We start from the raw sequence: 16552 nt of genomic DNA, 5'->3' as shown, positions 1-16552 counted from the left end.
ATGGTTCAGGCCGCCGATTCGGGCGCCACGGTCTCGGCCGACACGGTCTCGGGCCGCGCGGCCGTGCGGGAGTACGCGAGCTGCACCTCGTCCCGCAGCGCCTGCCAGACCCGTTCGTGGAGCTTGACGAATTCGGGAGTGTGCCGGATCTCGCGGGGATTGCGCGGCCGGGGGAGATCGATCTCGAACTCCTCCTTCACGGTGGCCGGTCCCGCCGTCAGCACCACGACCTTGTCGGCGAGCGAGATCGCCTCCTCCAGGTCGTGCGTGACGAACACGACCGAGGGCCGGGTCAGGTCCCAGAGCGAGAGCAGTTCGTCGGACATGATCTGACGGGTCTGCACATCGAGCCCGGAGAAGGGCTCGTCCATCAGCAGCACCCGCGGCTCGTTGATCATCGTCTGCGCGAGCGCCACCCTCTTGCGCATTCCGCCGGAGAGCTGGTGCGGGTGGTACCGCTCGAACCCGGCGAGGCCCACCCGGCGGATCCACTCGGCCGCGGCGGCGTGCGCCTCCTTGCGGGACGCGCCCCGGAAGCGCGGACCCGCCGCGACGTTGCCGATGACGGTCTTCCAGGGGAACACCGCGTCCGTCTGGAAGACGAACCCGACGTCCTTGCCAATGCCCTCCACCGGGCGCCCGTCGACGAGCACCTCACCGCTGTCCGGACGTTCCATGCCGGAGATCAACGAGAGAGTCGTCGATTTCCCGCATCCGGTGGGACCCACGACCGCGGTGAACTCTCCGGGCCTGACGGTGAAATCGATGTTGCGCAGGACGTCATGATTTCCGCCCTGCGGGGTACTGAAGGACTTGCACACGTCGCGCATCGCGATAGGCGATGTCGTCGGTTGCGGCGATTTGACTAGACCATTGCTGTGCCCGTGCTGGGATTCGCTTGCCACGCGAGTGAGGCTGCCAGAACCGACGGGCAGACACCAACCTCGTCGAACAAGGGTGCATTGACTTAAGCGTCCGGAGGCCGCTGACCTCACTCTCCGTCGACGTCGTTGTCCGGAGAAATTCCGTCTAGTGCCTCTTTCTCCCGACTATCCATAGTGGGTTAGACGCGGAGGGTTCTCCGGGGGTAGCTTCTGGCGAATGACGTTTCGCCATCTCGACATATCGCCTGAAACGCATCTTCCCGACCGGCTCGCACTGCGCATGCTCGTGGAGACTTTCCGGCCGGATGTGATGGACCGGCTCGTGGACAAAACCGAGCGCCGAGAGCGCCGCAGGCGTCTCCTGCCCGCACAGCTCATGATGTATTTCGTTCTGGCGATGTGGCTCTTCGGGGCCTCCTCTTATGAGGAGGTGCTCGCCAAACTCACCGGCGGTCTGCCCGAGATGTTCCCGGGCGCAGGCGTCGGCGGCTCGGGCGACGTGGCCAGCGCGGCGGCCATCGCGCGGGCCCGCATGCGGCTCGGCGTCGAACCCCTCAAGGCGCTCTGCGGCCACCTCGCCGACGCCGCGGGCCACGGGACCCGGCTGGACGGCGAGCGGGTCTTCGTCTACGAGAGCGTCGCGATGGAAGTGCCGGACACCCCCGCGAACAGGGCAGGTTACGGCTCCCCCGACACCATGGCGCCCCGGTTGGACAAGCACCGGTCGCTCGACGTGTGGGTGTCCTCGCTCACCGACTGCCGGCTGCGCGTCTCGGCGGTCGCGGCCATCACGCCCCGGGCCGAGGAGGGCGCCGAGGGCCTGCTCGCGCAGTGGCCGGAAGACCTTCTCGACAAGCGGGCGCTGGTGGTCGGCGACGAGGAACTGATCCCGGTCGCGCTGTGGTCGGCGCTGGCCGAGACCGGCGCCGACCAGATCTGGCGCTCCGGCGGCCTCGGACCCGCCCCGTACTCACTGCCGGTGATGCGCGAACTCCCCGACGGCTCCTACCTGTCGGAGCTGGCGGCGGACGCCGGTCCCGGCGAAGGTCCGGGGCCGGGGACCGCGGTCCGGGTGGTGCCGTGCGGCGACCGCACGGCCGCGCGAGCCGCCGCCGCGGGACCGGTCCTGGGCGCTCCGCTGCTGGTCACCTCGGTACTCGACAGCACGGTGCCGGCCGACGAGATCAGGGCCCGGTACGAACAGGCGGCCGTCGCGAGCGGCGACGGGGTCGCCCACTTCGTCGAGCAGATCACCGGGCCACGGGTGCTATTACGGTCGAAAAGCCCTGAACTCGTGCAGCAGGAAATATATGCCCTCCTGTGCACCTATCATGCCGTCGGACACCTCGTATCGCCGCCGCTTTCGGTGGGTCCGATTTCGACCGATCCGACCACTGGACTGGGGGAGTGGGCGGCGGTGAGGCCGCGTTAAGTCAGTAGCGCAACCCTTTGCTCCTGCGGGCACGCGTGTGCTGCAATAAAGTTCCCGCAGAGGGCGTGGAAGTGAACAGACACAAAGAGCCTCCGACCTGGTACGCAGTGGTATGCGGTCGGAGCCGAACGTCTCATCGCGGTGAACCGGATAATCAAGCGTCGCCGCGCCATGCGGCGGCGTTATGAGGGTTAAGGGTTAGTGAATGGAAGACCAGCGGTCTCACGGAGCCGGCAATCCGTTGACATGCGGGGACCGCTTGACGAAGCACGATGCGGCGACGGCATGACGAGCGCGCGGAGACGGGGTCGCGCGCCCGCACCGAAATGGATCTCCCCCCTCACCGGGCTCGGCTCCAGGCTCTGGACCAAACGCAAGCTCGGTGACTGGCGGCTGCGCAATCGCATGCTGCTCCTCGTGCTCGTCCCGCTGATCGCGATCATTCCGCTGGCGGGCGTGCGCGTGTTCTCCGCGGTCGGCAACCTCCGGAGCGCGGCCCATATCCAAGGGCAGGCGCAACTCGCCCGGCAGGTGTCCACGCTGGTCAGCGCGCTCGACGACGAACGCGACCTCACCCAGTTGGCACTCACCGGGTCGGGTACCGCCAAGGACGACAAGCTCGCGGCGGCGCAACAGGCCACCAACGCGCAGGTGAAGGCGTTCGGCCAGAGCCTGGACGAACACCGGAGCAGCGTCGACGCGCTGCCCGCCGCCGTACGCCTGATCGGCGTGCGCGCCGAGGCCCGGCTCGGTGACCTGACCCCGCTGCGCGCCTCGACCAAGGGCCTCGCCCACGGCGCCAACACGCCGACCTTCAGCGCCTACAGCACGATCATCGGCAATCTGCTGGACTTCAGCCAGCAGCTCGCGGCGGTCGGCTCCGACCACACGCTCGGCAGCCTGGTCACCACGCTCGCCTCGATCGAGCAGATCGAGCAGCAGACGTCGAGCGAACGCGGCTTCATCGTCGACGCGCTCGACCGCGGCTTCACACTGGAGCTCAAGGAGAACATCGAGCAGGCGCACTTCGAGACCGCCAACGGCACCTTCACGAACAACGCGTCGACCTCGCTGCTCAACCTGTACCAGTCGACGGTCAGCGGCGACAAAGTCGGCGCGGCCGACGGCACCATCCAGGTGGTCGCCACCGCCGCGCAGGAGGACATCCCGCTCGACAGCCTCGGCATCACCAAGGCCACCGCGTTCCAGCAGATCACCGACAAGCTCGACGCCGTACGCACCGTCGAACGGCAGACCGTGGCGGACCTCAACGACCGGTCCTCGCACCTGCTGTCGGCCGTGCGCACCCAGCTCTACCAGAACATCGCCATCATCGTCGCCGTGGTCGCGCTGTCCTTCCTCGGCGCGCTGATCCTGGCCAGGTCCGTGGTCCGGCCGCTGCGCCAACTACGGGTGTCCGCACTGGACGTGGCCGACAACCGGCTGCCGGGCGCGGTCCGCCGACTGCGCGACGTGAACCCCTCGGAGACGGACCGGCCGGTACGGGTCGAGCCGATCGAGGTGCAGTCGCAGGACGAGGTCGGCCAGGTCGCGCGCGCCTTCGACCGCGTGCACTTCGAGGCGGTCCGGCTCGCCACCGAGCAGGCGCGGATGCGCTCCAACGTCAACGCGATCTTCACCAACCTCTCGCGGCGCAGTGAGAGCCTGGTGCTGCGCCAACTCCAGCTCATCGACGACCTGGAGAACAGCGAGCAGGACCCCGGTCAGCTCACCGCCCTGTTCCAGCTCGACCACCTCGCGACCCGCATGCGCCGCAACAACGAGAACCTGCTGGTGCTCGCGGGCGAGGAGCAGAGCCGCCGCTGGGACCAGCCGGTGTCGCTGTTCGACCTGGTCCGCGCCGCGACCGCCGAGGTCGAGCAGTACGAGCGCGTGGTGCTCTACGAACTGCCCGACGTGGCGGTGGTCGGACATGCCGCCACCGACGTCGTCCACCTGATGGCCGAGATCATCGAGAACGCCACGACGTTCTCCGGCCCCGAGACCCAGGTGCTGGTGGGCGCCAAGATGCTCACCGCGGGCGATGTGGTCCTGGACATCGCGGACGCGGGCATCGGCATCCGGCCCGAGGAGCTGGAGCGGATCAACCGGCGGCTCGCCGAGCCCCCGGTCCTCGATGTCGCGATCTCCCGCCGCATGGGCCTGTTCGTGGTCGGCCGGCTGGCGGCCAAGTACGGCATCCAGGTGCGGCTGACCAGTACGGGCAGGACCGGCCTGAACGCGCTCATCCGGATCCCACTGACTTTGCTGGTGTCCGCGAGCGAGTTGGAGGTGGACGGCCCGCAGGTCTTCGACCAGTCGGCGCTGCGGCCCGGACCGTACGACACCGGCGAGATGGCCGGGCTGCCGGGCGGCGGGGTCGCGGCCGGACAGGCGGGCGACCCGCGCTTCGACGGCCCCTACGGGCCCGCGGGCACGCCCTCGCGCGGCCGGTCGTACGACGACGTTCCGGCGGGCCGCCACTCCGGTCAGCCCGACGGCGGCTTCCCGTGGTTCCACGACCAGGAGGAGGGCGGCGGCCCCGACGGCGACTTCTCGTGGTTCGCCTCGGAAGAGGAGGAGGCCGAGGCGGTCGCGCGCCTGGAAGGGCACGGGTCCGACCGGTTACCGATCTTCGACGCGATGAGGTCGCAGTGGCCGGCCGGGCAGGGACCGCAGCGGGCGCAGCCCCCACAGGGGCACGTACGTCCGCAGGTCCCGCCGCAGCCGCAGGCGCTGCCCCACCAGCGGGTCCAGCCGCCGGCCCAGCGTCCGCAGCCCCTGCCGCAGCCCCAACCCCAGGCGCAGCTCCGGCCGCAGGCGCAACCCCGCCCGCCGGCCCAGCCGCCGGGCAACCCCGGTCACCCCGCACCCTCGTGGGCCCGGCCGGGCCCCGAGGACGCGGGCGGCCAGGCGACCGGAGGCACGACCGCCCAGGGTCTGCCCCGGCGGGTGCCCCTGAACAACCTCTCGGCCGAGGCGCGCCCGCGCGGCCCGGTGCCGCAGCCGAACGCGGCGCCCACCGCCCCCCGCGCGGCGAACCTGATGAGGGATCGGCTGTCGAACTTCCACCAAGGGGTCAGACAGGGTAAGGATGGGTCCGACCGCGAGGGGCCCGGCCGGACGCCGGGCGGATCGGGTCCGCTATGAGCGGACTCACAGCTCCCACGACCTCCGTGTTTCCCGTGTTTCCCCTGTCCGTAGCGCCGTCGGACGACGTCCTCGGCAGCATAGGAAGCAGCTACACCCATGAGCGATCTGAGCAACGAAGCACAGAACCTGAACTGGCTCATCGCCAACTTCGTGAAGCAGGTGCCGGGAGTCGCGCACGCGGTCGTGATCTCCTCGGACGGCGTTCAACTCCTGGCCTCCGCGTCCCTGCCCAGGGACCGCGGCGAGCAACTCGCCGCGATGGCCTCGGGCCTGGCGAGTCTGACGCAGGGCGCGGCCCTGCTCTTCGAGGCCGGGGTGGTCACGCAGACCGTCGTCGACATGGAGAACGGATTCCTCTTCCTGATGTCGGTCAGCGACGGCTCCGTGCTGGTGGTGCTGGCCTCGCCGACCTGCGACATGAAGGTCGTCGGTTACGAGATGGCGTTGCTGGTCGAGCGGACCGGCGACGTCCTCACGCCCGACGTGCGCAGGGAACTGCAGAACGCGCTGGCCGGCTGAGGGCCGGCGCGATGGGCCGTCCGAATCACACCCGGAAGGATGTGCGTTCGTGAGTGGAGACCGAGACCGAAGGCGCAACTCGCCGTTCGTCCGTCCGTACGCCGTCACCCGCGGCCGGACGACGGCGCGGACCGACTTCGCGCTGGAGGCCCTGGTCGGTACGACCGCTCTCGCCTGGGAGAGCGGTGTGCGGTTCTTCCCCGAGCAGCAGGCGATCTGCCGGCTGTGCATGAACCTCACATCGGTGGCCGAGATCTCCGCGCTGATGAACATCCCGCTCGGCGTGACCCGCGTCCTGGTGGGCGACCTCGCCGAGAGCGGCTTCGTCATCGTCCAGCAGCCCACGTACGCCGAGGGCCGGCCGGACGTCACGCTGCTGGAGCGGGTGCTCACCGGGCTGCGCGGCCTCTGAGGCCGCGCGGTCGCGGTACCCGAGGTCCGGTCCCGCGACCGGTCCTGCCCTGTTCCCGGCCGTACGACGGCCGCGCCCGACGACCTACGGAGTGCCGTGCCCGAACTGTCCAGCCTCGCCCTGTCCTTCGGGGCCGCGGCACGGGACTACGACCGCTACCGGGTGGGTCCCTCGGCCCGGATGCTCGACTGGCTGCTGCCCGCGGACTGCCCCTCGGTGCTCGACCTGGGCGCCGGGACCGGGCTGCTGACCCGGTGGCTCGCCGAACGGGTCGAGGACGTCGTGGCGGTCGAACCCGACGCGCGCATGCGGCGGGTGCTGACCGGCGTCTGCCCGCGGGCGACGGTGCTCCACGGGTTCGGCGAGCGTATTCCGCTGCCGGACGCGCGGGTCGCCGCGGTCACGGTGTCCTCGGCGTGGCACTGGATGGACCCGGCCCTCACGCTCCCCGAGATCGCCCGGGTGCTCACCCCGGGCGGCTCGCTCGGCATCCTCTACACCCGCCGCGACCGGCGGGTGCCCTGGGTGGACGTGCTGGACGCCTACGTCCACGACGAGATGGGCAACGACGACTGGATCGGCGACCTGATCCAGCGCATGTCCGACGGACCGTGGCTCCCCGACGGTGTCCCCTTCGCGCCGCCGCAGGCTCATGTCGTCACCTGGACGGCCGAGTTGACCGTCGAGGAGGTCGTCGCGATGTTCGCCACCTACAGCAGGTACATCGCCCTGCCGGACGGCCAGAAGCGCGAACTCGCGGACCTGATCGAGGCGAAGGTCCGCGAGACGGCCGAGATGCGGGACGGCCTGGTCGTGATGCCCATGATCTGCCACGGCTGGCGCACCCGCCTGACCGCTTCCTGATCCGTCGGGCGGTCAGTTCGCGCGGGGCTCCTCGGCCTCCGCCGGCCGGGTCGCGGTGGCGATGCCGATCCGGTTCCAGGCATTGGTCGCCGCGACGGTCCAGATCAGGCGGGCCGTGGCGTCGGGGCCGAGGAGGGTGGTGACCTCGGCGTGGACGGCGGCCGGGACGGCGCCGTCGGCGGGGCGGGTGAGGTGCCGCGCCAGGTCGAGGGCGGCGCGCTCGGCGGGCGTGAAATCGGGGGAGTCGGGCCACTGGGGGAGAGCGGCGAGCTTGAGCGGAGGGTGGCCCGCCGCGAGGGCGGCCTCGTGGTGCAGGGCGGTGCAGTAGGCGCAGCCGTTCATCTGCGAGACGTGCAGGCTGACCAGTTCGGCGATCTCGGGAGCCAGGCCCTCGGCGGAGACCCGGGTCAGCTCGGTGAGCGCCTGGAGGGCGTCGGGGGCGGCGGCGGTGGGGTTGACCTGCGGCATGGGCGTGGCTCTCAGGGGTGTGGGGGCGGGGTCTGTTCGAAGCTGACCGGTGTCTCGGGGGTGAGCTCCAGGTCGGCGCCGGTCACCGGGGCGTCGGCGTGGATGAGGATGTTGTAGTGGTTGGGGAAGTGACAGGCGTCAAAGCCGAGGACCGTGCCGACGGTCCGTCCGCCGATACGGACGGTGTCGCCGCGGTCGATGACACCGCCGCGGTCCAGTTCGACGAAGCCGAGGAAGCCCACGCGGTCGATCCGCGCCCCCGGCGCGCTGTCGGCGTGGTCGGTGGTGACCAGCTCATGGACCTCGCCCGCGCGCACGCAGCGGCTGGCGTGGGGTTCCAGGGCCATGCCGCGGTCGTCGCGGCGGTGGATCAGGACCTTGACCAGACAGCCGTGGACGGTGCGCTTGAGGCCGTCCTCGCGCGGGGCGGCAGCCCTTTCGGGGGTCGGCTCTTGAACGGCGGGTTCTTGAGCGGTGGGTTCTTGAACGGCGGGTTCTTGAGCGGCGGGTTCTTGAGCGGTGGGCTCGTGCGTGGCGGGCTCTCGCGCCGCGGGCGGGGTCAGCACGCCGTCACCTCCGTACGCCGGTACGCGGCCTCGACCAGCTCCAGGGCCGCCGTACCGCCGTGGTCGACGCGGTACGGACCGCGGAGCCGGGCGGTGAAGTCCGCGAGGATCGCCGCGTACTCGTGCCGGAGCGAGGACTTGAAGCCCTGGTGCCCGGCCAGCATGTCGGCGTGGTGCACGGACCCGTCGGCCAGCGTGACCGTCACGTCCTTCAACTCGCCCGGATACGACCAGTCCAGCTCGACCGTGGCACGCGCGGCGCCGGAGACGGAGCGCAGCCCGATCGTCGCGGTGCGGTCGAGCCCCGTCCCGTCGTAGCCGATCCGGGCGGTCTCGACGGTCACCTCGCCCAGCAACAGCCGTACCAGGTCGAACGCGTTGGGCCCGTTGTCGGCGACGCAGCCGCCACCGCACCGGGCCGGGTCCAGATACCAGCGGTCCCGCCCGATGTGCTCCTCGATCCGCTCGAAGTACCGGACCGTGACCCGCTCGACCGGCACGTCCCGCGGCAGCCCGGCGGCCAGCGCCCTGACCGCCGCGTTGTAGCGCCGGTGGAAGGCGGTGAACAGTGGCACCCCGGACGCCTGCGCGAGCGCGGTCAGTTCGGCGCCCTCCGCGCCGGTGAGGGCCAGCGGCTTCTCCACGCACACGGGTACGCCCGCGCGCAGGAAGTCGGCGCAGAGCGCCGCGTGGGCGTCGTTCGGGACGGTGATCACCACGCCGTCGAGCGGCGGCCCGGCGGCGAGGAGTTCGCGGTGGTCGCGGTAGGCAGGTACGGCCCCGGACGCGTCCTGTCCGCCCCTGGCGGCGAGTGCGGCCGGGTGGCGGTCGCAGACGGCGGCGAGGCGGGCCGCCGGGGAGGCGTCGAGGGCGGCCAGGTAGAAGCGGGAGATGACGCCCAGGCCGACGACGGCGATCGAGTGCCGGGTCATCGGCGAAGGCCCCCGTCCAGCGGGACGGGCGCGGTCAGGCCGAACCGCCCTGCCACATCGCCGAGTTCGCGGTACTGCCCGGCGGTGACCGGCACACCGTCCGCACGGTGGGCGTCGGCCGTCGCGCCCTCGGTCCAGCCGGGGTAGCGGACGGGGGAGGCGGGGTCGACCGGCGGGCAGGCGAGCAGGCTGCCGAACAGCGAGTCGGCGTCCGAGGCGACGTCCTCCCGCGGGCGGAGCATGGCGGGGGCGATGGCGGCGACCAGAGTGCCGATGTCGTCGTCGCGGCCCGAGGGGCGCCCGTCCCCGTCCAGCGCCTCGGGGGCCGGGCCCAGGCCGGAGCCGCTGACCAGACCGGCCAGCACCTCCACCGCGAGCCCGAGCCCGTAGCCCTTGTACGCGCCGGTCTCCGGTGCGCCGCCGAGCCAGCCGAGGTACGCCTGGCCGCGGTCGAAGGCCGCCGGGTCGGTGACCGGAAGCCCGGCCTCGTCGGTCAGCCAGCCCTCGGGCACCGCCCGGCCCGCGCGGGCGGCGGCGCGCACGCGTCCGGTGGGGACGACGGTGGTGCTCATGTCGAGCACGAACGGGTGGCGCGGCCCGGCGGGGGCCGCGACGGCGAGCGGGTTCGTGCCGAGCATCGTGACCCGGCCGCCCGGCGGCCGGGCGATGCGCTGACGGCCGCAGTTGGAGGCCACCAGGCCGACCATGCCGCGGTGCGCCGCGCGGGCCGCGTGGTACCCGGCGCAGCCCAGATGGGTGGCGTTGTGGACGCTGACCAGGCCGACGCCGAAGCGCTCCGCGCGCTCGACGGCCAGGTCCATCGCGTCGGCCGCGGCCCACAGGCCGAGCGCGCGCCGGGCGTCCAGGCGGACCGCGGCGCCGAGATCCACGGTACGGTCCGGCTCGGCCGCCGGGTCGGCGCGGCGCTCCTCGAACAGCGGCAGATACAGCCGGGTCAGATTCGTCACGCCATGGGAGCTCATCCCGGCCAGATCGCCGTAACACAGCGCCTCGGCCGCCGTGACCGCCCGCTCCCCGGCGAGACCGCACCGCGTGAAGACGCCGGTGACGAAGGTCAGCAACTCCTCATACGCGAGGCGCACGGTACTGTCCGGCGCCCGCGCCGGAAGGGTCGACTGCGGTGGGCTCGACAACGGCATGGGGCTCGTTCCTCCTGCTGACGGGCGTGGACGGCGCAAGTGGCGTGGACGGCGCGGGAAGTGACGGCGGCGCGGACGGCGCGAGCGGTACGGCGGGCGCGGGCACGGCAGGCGACACGGCCGCGTCGAAGGCGGCCAGGAGGCGCGGGACCGTGGCCGCGAAGGCGTCCAGGTCGGCCAGATCGGCGAACTCACCCGCGGCGTGGGCGCGGTTGGCGTCCAGGCTGCCGGGGCCCAGGACGACGGTGTGGGCGTCGGGCACGCCGGACATCCAGATCGCGTCGCAGGTGAAGGCGGGTTCGGCGGCGGGCCACCGCGGCACCCCGGCGCGGTCGAGCAGCGGACCGAGCCACGACGGGTCGCCGTCGAGCGCGGGCAGGCCGCGCTTGAGCCAGTCCAGCCGCAGGATGTCCGCCGCGTCGGCCGCGGTGCGGGCGAACCGCCGGCTGTGCCGGAAGGCGGCGCAGAAGGACTCCAGCCCCTCGGCGACGGCGTCGCCCAGCAGCCGCTCCAGCCGCCGTCCGGTGGCGGCCGAGCCGTAGGAGAGGTTGAGCAGCAGGTCGCCGCTGCCGTAGACGCGGTTGTGCAGGTCGCCGGTGCGCAGGCCCGCCACGCACACCTGCCCGTCGGCCGGGTCGAGTCGCGGGTCGAGCGCGGCGGCGAGGTGCTGAGCGAGATGGCCGAGCAGGACGGTGGCGTTGTGCCCCGCCCCGGGCCGGTCGTCGATCGCGTCACGGCCGCGGACGCTCAGCCGCGCGGTCATGGCCGCGGTGCTGCGGGTCAGGGCCCGGCCGCCGGTGGGTTCGCAGAAGACGTTGAGCCGCCCGTGGTGCCCGGCGTCCACGAGGGGACGGGTGCCGAAGGCGCCGAGCGCGCCGCCCTCCTCGCCGGAGACGGCCTGCACCAGAATCCGGGTGTCGCGGGGGAGTTCGGGCCGCTCCCGCAGGGCGCGCCGCAGTCCGGCCAGCAGCGCGACGGCCGGGCCCTTCGCGTCGATCGCGCCCCTGCCGTGGAAGCGGTCACCGTCGAACGAGACCGGTTCGAGGCCCGCGACGGTGTCGAGGTGGACGTTGAACATCACCGTACGGTCGCGCGGTGCCCCGGCCGGGCCGAGGGCGAGCACCAGGCTGGGCTGGCAGGCCAGGAACTCCGGCCGCTCGGCGGCGGCTTGACGTACCAGGAGCGGTACGTCGTCGCGGTCGACGCAGGCGGGCGGCGGGGCCGCGTGGTGCAGGACGGTGAAACCGAGTTCGGCGGCGGCCCCCGCGTAACGGCGCTGCGCCTCCCACAGCGCGGGTGCGGGCGCGTCGGGGCCGCACTCGAGCGGGCCGGCCGTCGGCAGGGCGAGCAGGTCGAGCAGCAGGGCGCGGTCGGCGGGGCTGAGCGGGCTCACCGAGCGGGCTCCCGCAACGCCGCCCCGTCCGGCGGGGTGTGCGCGATGGTGCCGCCGGGCACCCGCGCGCACGCGTCCAGCAGATTCCGCAGCGCCACCCCGCTCCTGACGAAGGCGGCGTGGCACCGCTCCTCCGGATCGCGGTGGTCCTCGTGCGGCCGTACGGCGATGTGCGGTTCGATCGACAGCGCGCCCCGGTAGCCGTGGGCCAGCAGGGCGCGCAGACAGTCGGCGATCCGCAGGTCGCCGGTGCCCGGCTCGCAGTAGGCGGGGCGGCCGTCGGGGGCGATGACGGCGTCCTTGACGTGGACGTGCAGGATTCGGTCGGCGTACGGCAGCAGTTCGGTCAGCAGCCGGTGGCCGTCGTAGCCGTACGCGGGGCCGTTGCCGGTGTCGAAGAGCAGGGCGAGCCCCGGGCCCGCGGTCTCCAGGAGGCGGACCGTACGGGTCGCGTCGGCGCCCGCCCAGCCGGAGCAGTTCTCGTGCAGCAGCGTCAGGCCCGACTCGGCGGCGCGGTGGGCGAGTTCGCGGACGCGGCGCAGCGCCTCACGCTCCCAGGCGTCGGCGTCGAGCCCGTCGTTCGGGAAGGACATCACGCGGACGAAGCGGGTGCCGAGCCGGGCGCATCGCTGTTCCAGGACCGCGAGTTCGGCCAGGTCGGCGGCGAAGTCACCGGTCACCGGGCGGGCCCAGCCACCGATCCTAGCGTCCACCGCGGCGACCGACACCCCGGCGTCCGCGAGCGTCCCCGCGACCCGGTCGAAGGCGGTAGGGGACAGGTCGGCGACCGGCGTGCCGTCCACGGTCCGCAGCTCGACCGACCGCCAGCCCAAGGCGCTGACGGCCGCGATCTGGCCCTCCACGCCGAGCGCGGCCTCGTCGCCGATCCCGGTGAGGCGCAACGGCTCGTCCGCCCGTACGGCGGTCTGCTGTTCAGCGGGCACCGGCCAACTCCCTTCGTGGGCCCGAGGCGTCGGGCGGGGCCGCCAGATTCTTGGCGTCGGTGAGCAGGCCGACCACGCGCGCCTGTCGCGCGAAGTCCGTGGGGCAGGGGCCGTCGTCCCCGGCGAAGTCGGCGTAGGCGCGGAGCATGAACGCGGTCAGGGCGTCGTCGCGGAACACCTCGCGGTCCCCGGCCGGGCATTCCGGTGTGGTCAGGCGCAGTTGGGCGTAGTGGTCGCCGGCGTCGGCCGGGTAGTGGCCGACGGCGGTGCCGCCGTCGAATCCGAGCGTGATCCGGCGCTCGCGCACCGGTGAGGTGAGGTCGGAGCGGATGTCGGCGAGCACGCCGTCGCGGTGGGCCAGGCGCACCTCGGCGCCGCCGAGCCGGGGCAGCCGCCGTCCGTCCACGTCCAGGTCGGTGCACGAGGCGCCGACCACCTCGGCGTCCCCGGCCAGCCGCAGCAGGACGCCGAGCGCGTGCGGGATCTCGATGTCGAACGCCGTGGGGTGCCCCGAGGTGGCGAGCGTGCGCTGGAAGCGCGGCTTGTCCTGCACGACCGAGATCTGCCGCAGCGCGCCGAGACCGGGCCGCTCCTCCACGAGGGCGATCAGCCGGTCGGTGAGCGTGCTCGCCAACCAGGGCGCCACGACGGTGGCTTGGACACCGGGCCGCCCCACCAGCTCCACCAGCCGCGCGAGATCGCGCGGCCCCGCCGCGAGCGGCTTCTCCAACAGCAGCCTGCGGAAGCCGAGTCGGAGCAGTTCGGCCACGACCTCGGCGCGGGCGAGCGGCGGGGTGCAGATGTGCACGACCGTGCGCTCCGGGTCCAGCGACTCCCGTGCCCGCGCGAGCGAGTCCACGACGCTCAGACTGGTGTCGCCCGCCGCCCGGGCCCGTTCGGCCGGGTCGCGGTCGAAGGCGATCACCGGCTCCGGCGCGAAGAGCCGGGGCCGCAGGTCCCGCGCCTTGGCGAGGACCGGCAGGTGCAGACCCGCCCCCGCGCGGCCGAGGCCGAGGACCATCGTGCGCAGCGGCATCTCCTGCGTCAGCCTTCCGTCGACTTCGGTGGGGGCGGGGGAAACGAAGCGGAACAGGGCGGTACGGGACAGCGGGGGGAAAACGCCGGGCGCCGGGGGGAGTTGCGGAAAAGAGAGGGCAGGGCGCGACGACGTCGGTCAGCCTGCTCGCCCGAACCGGGCGAAGTCAAACAAACGCGCCGATAGCGCCCTTTTGTGTGAATCCCCCCGTCGGCCGCGCCGCCGACCCCCGTCCGGCCGAGGGCCTGGCATAGCGTCGGCCTCCAGCGCGTCCGGGACGCCCGGTTCGTCCGACACGACCGGGCGAACCGCCGCGTCCGGACGAACGACCGCGTCCGGATGGACCAGCGCATTCGGCGTACCCGGCGTATCCGGGCAGCAGAGAGGCGGAGATGGACCTCCAGCACACCGTCGAGCCGCGCGAACCGGCCCCCGCCGACGTGCCATTCTTCACCCAGGCCGAGTCCTTCTCCGCCCTCTGGCCGCGGATCGAGCGGCACCTGTCGGAGATGTTCGAGGACGGGAAGTTCTCCCACGGCACCAAGGTGGCGGAGCTGGAACGGGCGCTCGCCGCCTACACCGGCGCCCGGCACGTCATCGGGGTCAACAGCGGCACCGACGCCCTGGTCCTGCTGCTGCGCGCGGCCGGTCTGCGGCCGGGGGACGAGGTCGTCGTCCCGGCCTTCAGCTTCGTGGCCTCCGCCTCCTCGGTCGTCCTGGCGGGCGGGCGGCCGGTGTTCGCGGACATCGACCCGGTCACGTACGCCCTCGACCCCGCCTCGGTGGAGCGCGTGCTCACCCCGCGCTGCCGCTTCCTGATGCCGGTCCATCTCTTCTGCCAGCTCGCGGACGTGGAACGGCTCGGCGAACTGGCCGGGCGGCACGGGCTCACCGTGGTCGAGGACAGCGCCGAGGCGATCGGCATGCGCCGCGAGGGCGTCCACGCGGGGCTGTTCGGCGCCGGAGGGGTGCTGTCGTTCTTCCCGACCAAGACCCTGGGCGCGATCGGGGACGCGGGGGCGGTGCTCACCGACGACGACGAGATCGCCCGTACCGTGGACGCGCTGCGCCACCACGGGCGGTTCGGGCGCACCATCGCGGACTTCACCACCATCAACACCAGCAGTTCGCTGCCGGGCTGCAACAGCAAGATGGACGACGTGCAGGCGTCCGTACTGCTCGCGAAGCTCACCCGGCTGGACGCGGACATCGCCCGCAGGGAAGCGCTGGCCGACGCGTACAGCCGGCGGCTGGCCGGAACGCCGGGCATCCTGCGGCTGCCGACGGTCGTGGCCCGCGGCGGCACGGCCGATCCGGTCTTCTACGTCTATCTGATCGAGGCCGAGCGCCGTGACGAGCTGGCCGGGCACCTGGCCGCGCACGGCGTGAGCACCGAGACGTACTACCCGAGCCCGCTGCACCTCCAGCCCTGCTTCGCCGAACTCGGCCACCAGCCGGGCGACTTCCCCGTGGCCGAGGCCGCCTGCGCGCGCACCCTCGCGCTGCCGCTCTACCCCGATCTGACCACCGAGGCCGTGGACCGGGTCTGCGATCTGGTCCAGGACTTCTTCTCCGGAGCCGGAGCCCGCCCATGACGCCCGCGACCACGCCGACGCCCACCACCGTGCCCCCGCCCCCCGCGCCCGCGACGGCCCGGGGCGACCGCCCGCGGCTGCCGTTCTTCCCCCCCGACCTGTTCGAGGCCGACCGCGAGCACCTGCTGCGCGTCGTGCGCGAGACCGGCACCGGACCGGCCCAGAAGTTCATCCTCGGCGAGCACACGGCCCGCTTCGAGCAGGCCCTGCGCGAACAGCTCGGCGCCGCCGACGTCGTCGCCTGCGGCAGCGGCACCAGCGCGCTGACCCTGGTGCTGGCCGCGATGGACGTCGGCGCGGGCGACGAGGTCGTGGTCCCGGCCTTCGGCTGCGCCCCGCTGGCCGGTTCGGTCGTGGCGCTCGGCGCGACACCGGTCTTCGCCGACATCGACCCCTGGACCATGGTGGTCGACCCCGACGACATGGAACGCCGGATCACCCCGCGCACCAAGGCCCTGATGCCCGCTCACATGTTCTCGGTGATGGCGGACATGCCGCGCCTGACCGCGCTCGCGCGGGACCGCGGGCTGCGGCTGGTCGAGGACTCCGCCGTCGCGCAGGGCGGCGTCCAGGGCGGGGTTCCCGCGGGGCTGGCGGGCGAGGCGGGGGTCTACTCCTTCGTCCAGGTGAAGACCTTCGGCACGGCGGGGGAGGGCGGCGCGGTCGTCACCCGCGACGCGGAACTGGGCCGTACGGTACGGATGCTGCGCAACCACGGGCAGGACGGCGTCCACCGCTTCGTCCACCACCGGATCGGCTGGAACAGCCGGTTCGACGAGGTGCTCGCCGCCTTCCAGCTCCACCGCCTGCCGGGGCTGGCCGGTCGTCTGGAGCGCCGCGCCCGGATCGCCGGTCACTACACCGAGCGCTTCGCCGACCTCGCCGAGCGCGGTGTCCTCGCCCCGCCGCCCGGCCGCGACGGCCGCTGCTATTACGTCTACACGCTCCAGTGCGACCGGCGCGACGCGCTCAAGGCGCACCTGGCCGAGCGCGGTGTCGACTCGCACGTCTACTACCCGCTGCCGCTGCCCCGCCAGCCCGCCTTCTCCGGCTTCGCCGCCCCCGGCGACAGCTGGCCCGCCGCGGAACGCGCGGGCGAGCGGATCCTCTCCCTGCCCGTCTACCCGCACCTGAGCGACGCGCAGGTGGAGTACATCGCCGACGCCGTCAGGGAGTTCGCCCTGGCCCCCTGAC

At 72.8% G+C, this 16552-nt stretch carries 15 protein-coding genes; 7 read left to right on the top strand and 8 right to left on the bottom strand.

From position 1 onward, the window contains the following. Nucleotides 1-5: 5 nt before the first annotated feature. Entirely contained in the window at nt 6-830 is an 825-nt protein-coding gene (locus ACFZAM_RS22125) for an ATP-binding cassette domain-containing protein (RefSeq protein WP_391048467.1), read from the bottom strand. 271 nt (nt 831-1101) lie between these two features. On the opposite strand from ACFZAM_RS22125, the gene ACFZAM_RS22120 reads away from it, so the two are divergent. The 5 genes from ACFZAM_RS22120 to ACFZAM_RS22100 all read left to right on the top strand — a co-directional run bounded on the left by ACFZAM_RS22120 (nt 1102) and on the right by ACFZAM_RS22100 (nt 7264). Continuing rightward, the gene (locus tag ACFZAM_RS22120; protein ID WP_391048465.1) at nt 1102-2316 is read left to right on the top strand and encodes a transposase domain-containing protein; all 1215 of its coding nucleotides are present in this window, start codon (nt 1102-1104) and stop codon (nt 2314-2316) included. 285 nt (nt 2317-2601) lie between these two features. Beyond that, nucleotides 2602-5466, top strand: a complete 2865-nt coding sequence (locus ACFZAM_RS22115) for a nitrate- and nitrite sensing domain-containing protein (protein WP_391048462.1) — start codon at nt 2602-2604, stop codon at nt 5464-5466. A 99-nt stretch (nt 5467-5565) separates the two neighbouring features. Further along, nucleotides 5566-5988, top strand: coding sequence for a roadblock/LC7 domain-containing protein (locus tag ACFZAM_RS22110; protein ID WP_355333321.1), 423 nt, complete (start codon nt 5566-5568; stop codon nt 5986-5988). A gap of 49 nt (nt 5989-6037) precedes the next feature. Next, nucleotides 6038-6400 (top strand): DUF742 domain-containing protein, encoded by a 363-nt coding sequence (locus ACFZAM_RS22105; RefSeq protein ID WP_188283832.1) that lies wholly within the window; start codon nt 6038-6040, stop codon nt 6398-6400. Between the two features lie 96 nt (nt 6401-6496). After that, on the top strand, nt 6497-7264 hold the full coding sequence (locus tag ACFZAM_RS22100; RefSeq protein ID WP_391048459.1) for a methyltransferase domain-containing protein: 768 nt from the start codon (nt 6497-6499) through the stop codon (nt 7262-7264). Between the two features lie 12 nt (nt 7265-7276). Here ACFZAM_RS22100 and ACFZAM_RS22095 read toward each other — a convergent pair whose 3' ends face one another. From ACFZAM_RS22095 to ACFZAM_RS22065, 7 genes are read right to left on the bottom strand one after another with little or no spacing between them, the layout of a single operon-like run. Continuing rightward, the gene (locus ACFZAM_RS22095) at nt 7277-7732 is read right to left on the bottom strand and encodes a carboxymuconolactone decarboxylase family protein (protein WP_391048458.1); all 456 of its coding nucleotides are present in this window, start codon (nt 7730-7732) and stop codon (nt 7277-7279) included. 11 nt (nt 7733-7743) lie between these two features. Continuing rightward, on the bottom strand, nt 7744-8298 hold the full coding sequence (locus ACFZAM_RS22090; RefSeq protein ID WP_391048457.1) for a DUF6917 domain-containing protein: 555 nt from the start codon (nt 8296-8298) through the stop codon (nt 7744-7746). Then, on the bottom strand, nt 8292-9230 hold the full coding sequence (locus tag ACFZAM_RS22085) for a Gfo/Idh/MocA family oxidoreductase (RefSeq protein WP_391048454.1): 939 nt from the start codon (nt 9228-9230) through the stop codon (nt 8292-8294). The genes ACFZAM_RS22090 and ACFZAM_RS22085 overlap by 7 nt, the downstream gene beginning before the upstream one ends. After that, nucleotides 9227-10333 carry an Ldh family oxidoreductase gene (locus ACFZAM_RS22080; RefSeq protein ID WP_391048451.1) on the bottom strand — a complete coding sequence of 369 codons (1107 nt, stop codon included), beginning with the start codon at nt 10331-10333 and terminating at the stop codon, nt 9227-9229. The genes ACFZAM_RS22085 and ACFZAM_RS22080 overlap by 4 nt, the downstream gene beginning before the upstream one ends. After that, complete coding sequence (locus ACFZAM_RS22075) at nt 10317-11783, bottom strand: M20/M25/M40 family metallo-hydrolase (RefSeq protein ID WP_391048450.1); 1467 nt, start codon at nt 11781-11783, stop codon at nt 10317-10319. Before ACFZAM_RS22075 ends, ACFZAM_RS22080 begins: the two co-directional genes overlap by 17 nt. Further along, nucleotides 11780-12727 carry a TIM barrel protein gene (locus ACFZAM_RS22070; protein ID WP_391048447.1) on the bottom strand — a complete coding sequence of 316 codons (948 nt, stop codon included), beginning with the start codon at nt 12725-12727 and terminating at the stop codon, nt 11780-11782. The genes ACFZAM_RS22075 and ACFZAM_RS22070 overlap by 4 nt, the downstream gene beginning before the upstream one ends. After that, the gene (locus ACFZAM_RS22065) at nt 12717-13763 is read right to left on the bottom strand and encodes a Gfo/Idh/MocA family oxidoreductase (protein ID WP_391048446.1); all 1047 of its coding nucleotides are present in this window, start codon (nt 13761-13763) and stop codon (nt 12717-12719) included. Before ACFZAM_RS22065 ends, ACFZAM_RS22070 begins: the two co-directional genes overlap by 11 nt. Nucleotides 13764-14155: 392 nt before the next feature. Here ACFZAM_RS22065 and ACFZAM_RS22060 point away from each other — a divergent pair, with 392 nt between their 5' ends. Together ACFZAM_RS22060 and ACFZAM_RS22055 are read left to right on the top strand one after the other, a co-directional pair. Continuing rightward, on the top strand, nt 14156-15358 hold the full coding sequence (locus ACFZAM_RS22060) for an aminotransferase class I/II-fold pyridoxal phosphate-dependent enzyme (RefSeq protein ID WP_391048445.1): 1203 nt from the start codon (nt 14156-14158) through the stop codon (nt 15356-15358). After that, a complete protein-coding gene (locus ACFZAM_RS22055) occupies nt 15355-16551 on the top strand; it encodes a DegT/DnrJ/EryC1/StrS family aminotransferase (protein WP_391048442.1) in 1197 nt (398 codons plus the stop codon). Before ACFZAM_RS22060 ends, ACFZAM_RS22055 begins: the two co-directional genes overlap by 4 nt. Nucleotide 16552: the final 1 nt, after the last annotated feature.

The sequence above is a fragment of the Streptomyces sp. NPDC008079 genome (assembly GCF_042957385.1).
Lineage (GTDB): Bacteria > Actinomycetota > Actinomycetes > Streptomycetales > Streptomycetaceae > Actinacidiphila.
Note: the sequence above shows the minus strand (reverse complement) of the source record. Positions and strands in the feature narration are given on the sequence as shown.

Bases quoted from the DNA above. Each gene is read 5' to 3' on its own strand.
- ACFZAM_RS22115 (WP_391048462.1), top strand. From the start codon at position 2,602: ATGACGAGCGCGCGGAGACGGGGTCGCGCGCCCGCACCGAAATGGATC.
- ACFZAM_RS22055 (WP_391048442.1), top strand. From the start codon at position 15,355: ATGACGCCCGCGACCACGCCGACGCCCACCACCGTGCCCCCGCCCCCC.
- ACFZAM_RS22085 (WP_391048454.1), bottom strand. From the start codon at position 9,230: ATGACCCGGCACTCGATCGCCGTCGTCGGCCTGGGCGTCATCTCCCGC.
- ACFZAM_RS22110 (WP_355333321.1), top strand. From the start codon at position 5,566: ATGAGCGATCTGAGCAACGAAGCACAGAACCTGAACTGGCTCATCGCC.
- ACFZAM_RS22095 (WP_391048458.1), bottom strand. From the start codon at position 7,732: ATGCCGCAGGTCAACCCCACCGCCGCCGCCCCCGACGCCCTCCAGGCG.
- ACFZAM_RS22125 (WP_391048467.1), bottom strand. From the start codon at position 830: ATGCGCGACGTGTGCAAGTCCTTCAGTACCCCGCAGGGCGGAAATCAT.
- ACFZAM_RS22065 (WP_391048446.1), bottom strand. From the start codon at position 13,763: ATGCCGCTGCGCACGATGGTCCTCGGCCTCGGCCGCGCGGGGGCGGGT.
- ACFZAM_RS22060 (WP_391048445.1), top strand. From the start codon at position 14,156: ATGGACCTCCAGCACACCGTCGAGCCGCGCGAACCGGCCCCCGCCGAC.
- ACFZAM_RS22120 (WP_391048465.1), top strand. From the start codon at position 1,102: ATGACGTTTCGCCATCTCGACATATCGCCTGAAACGCATCTTCCCGAC.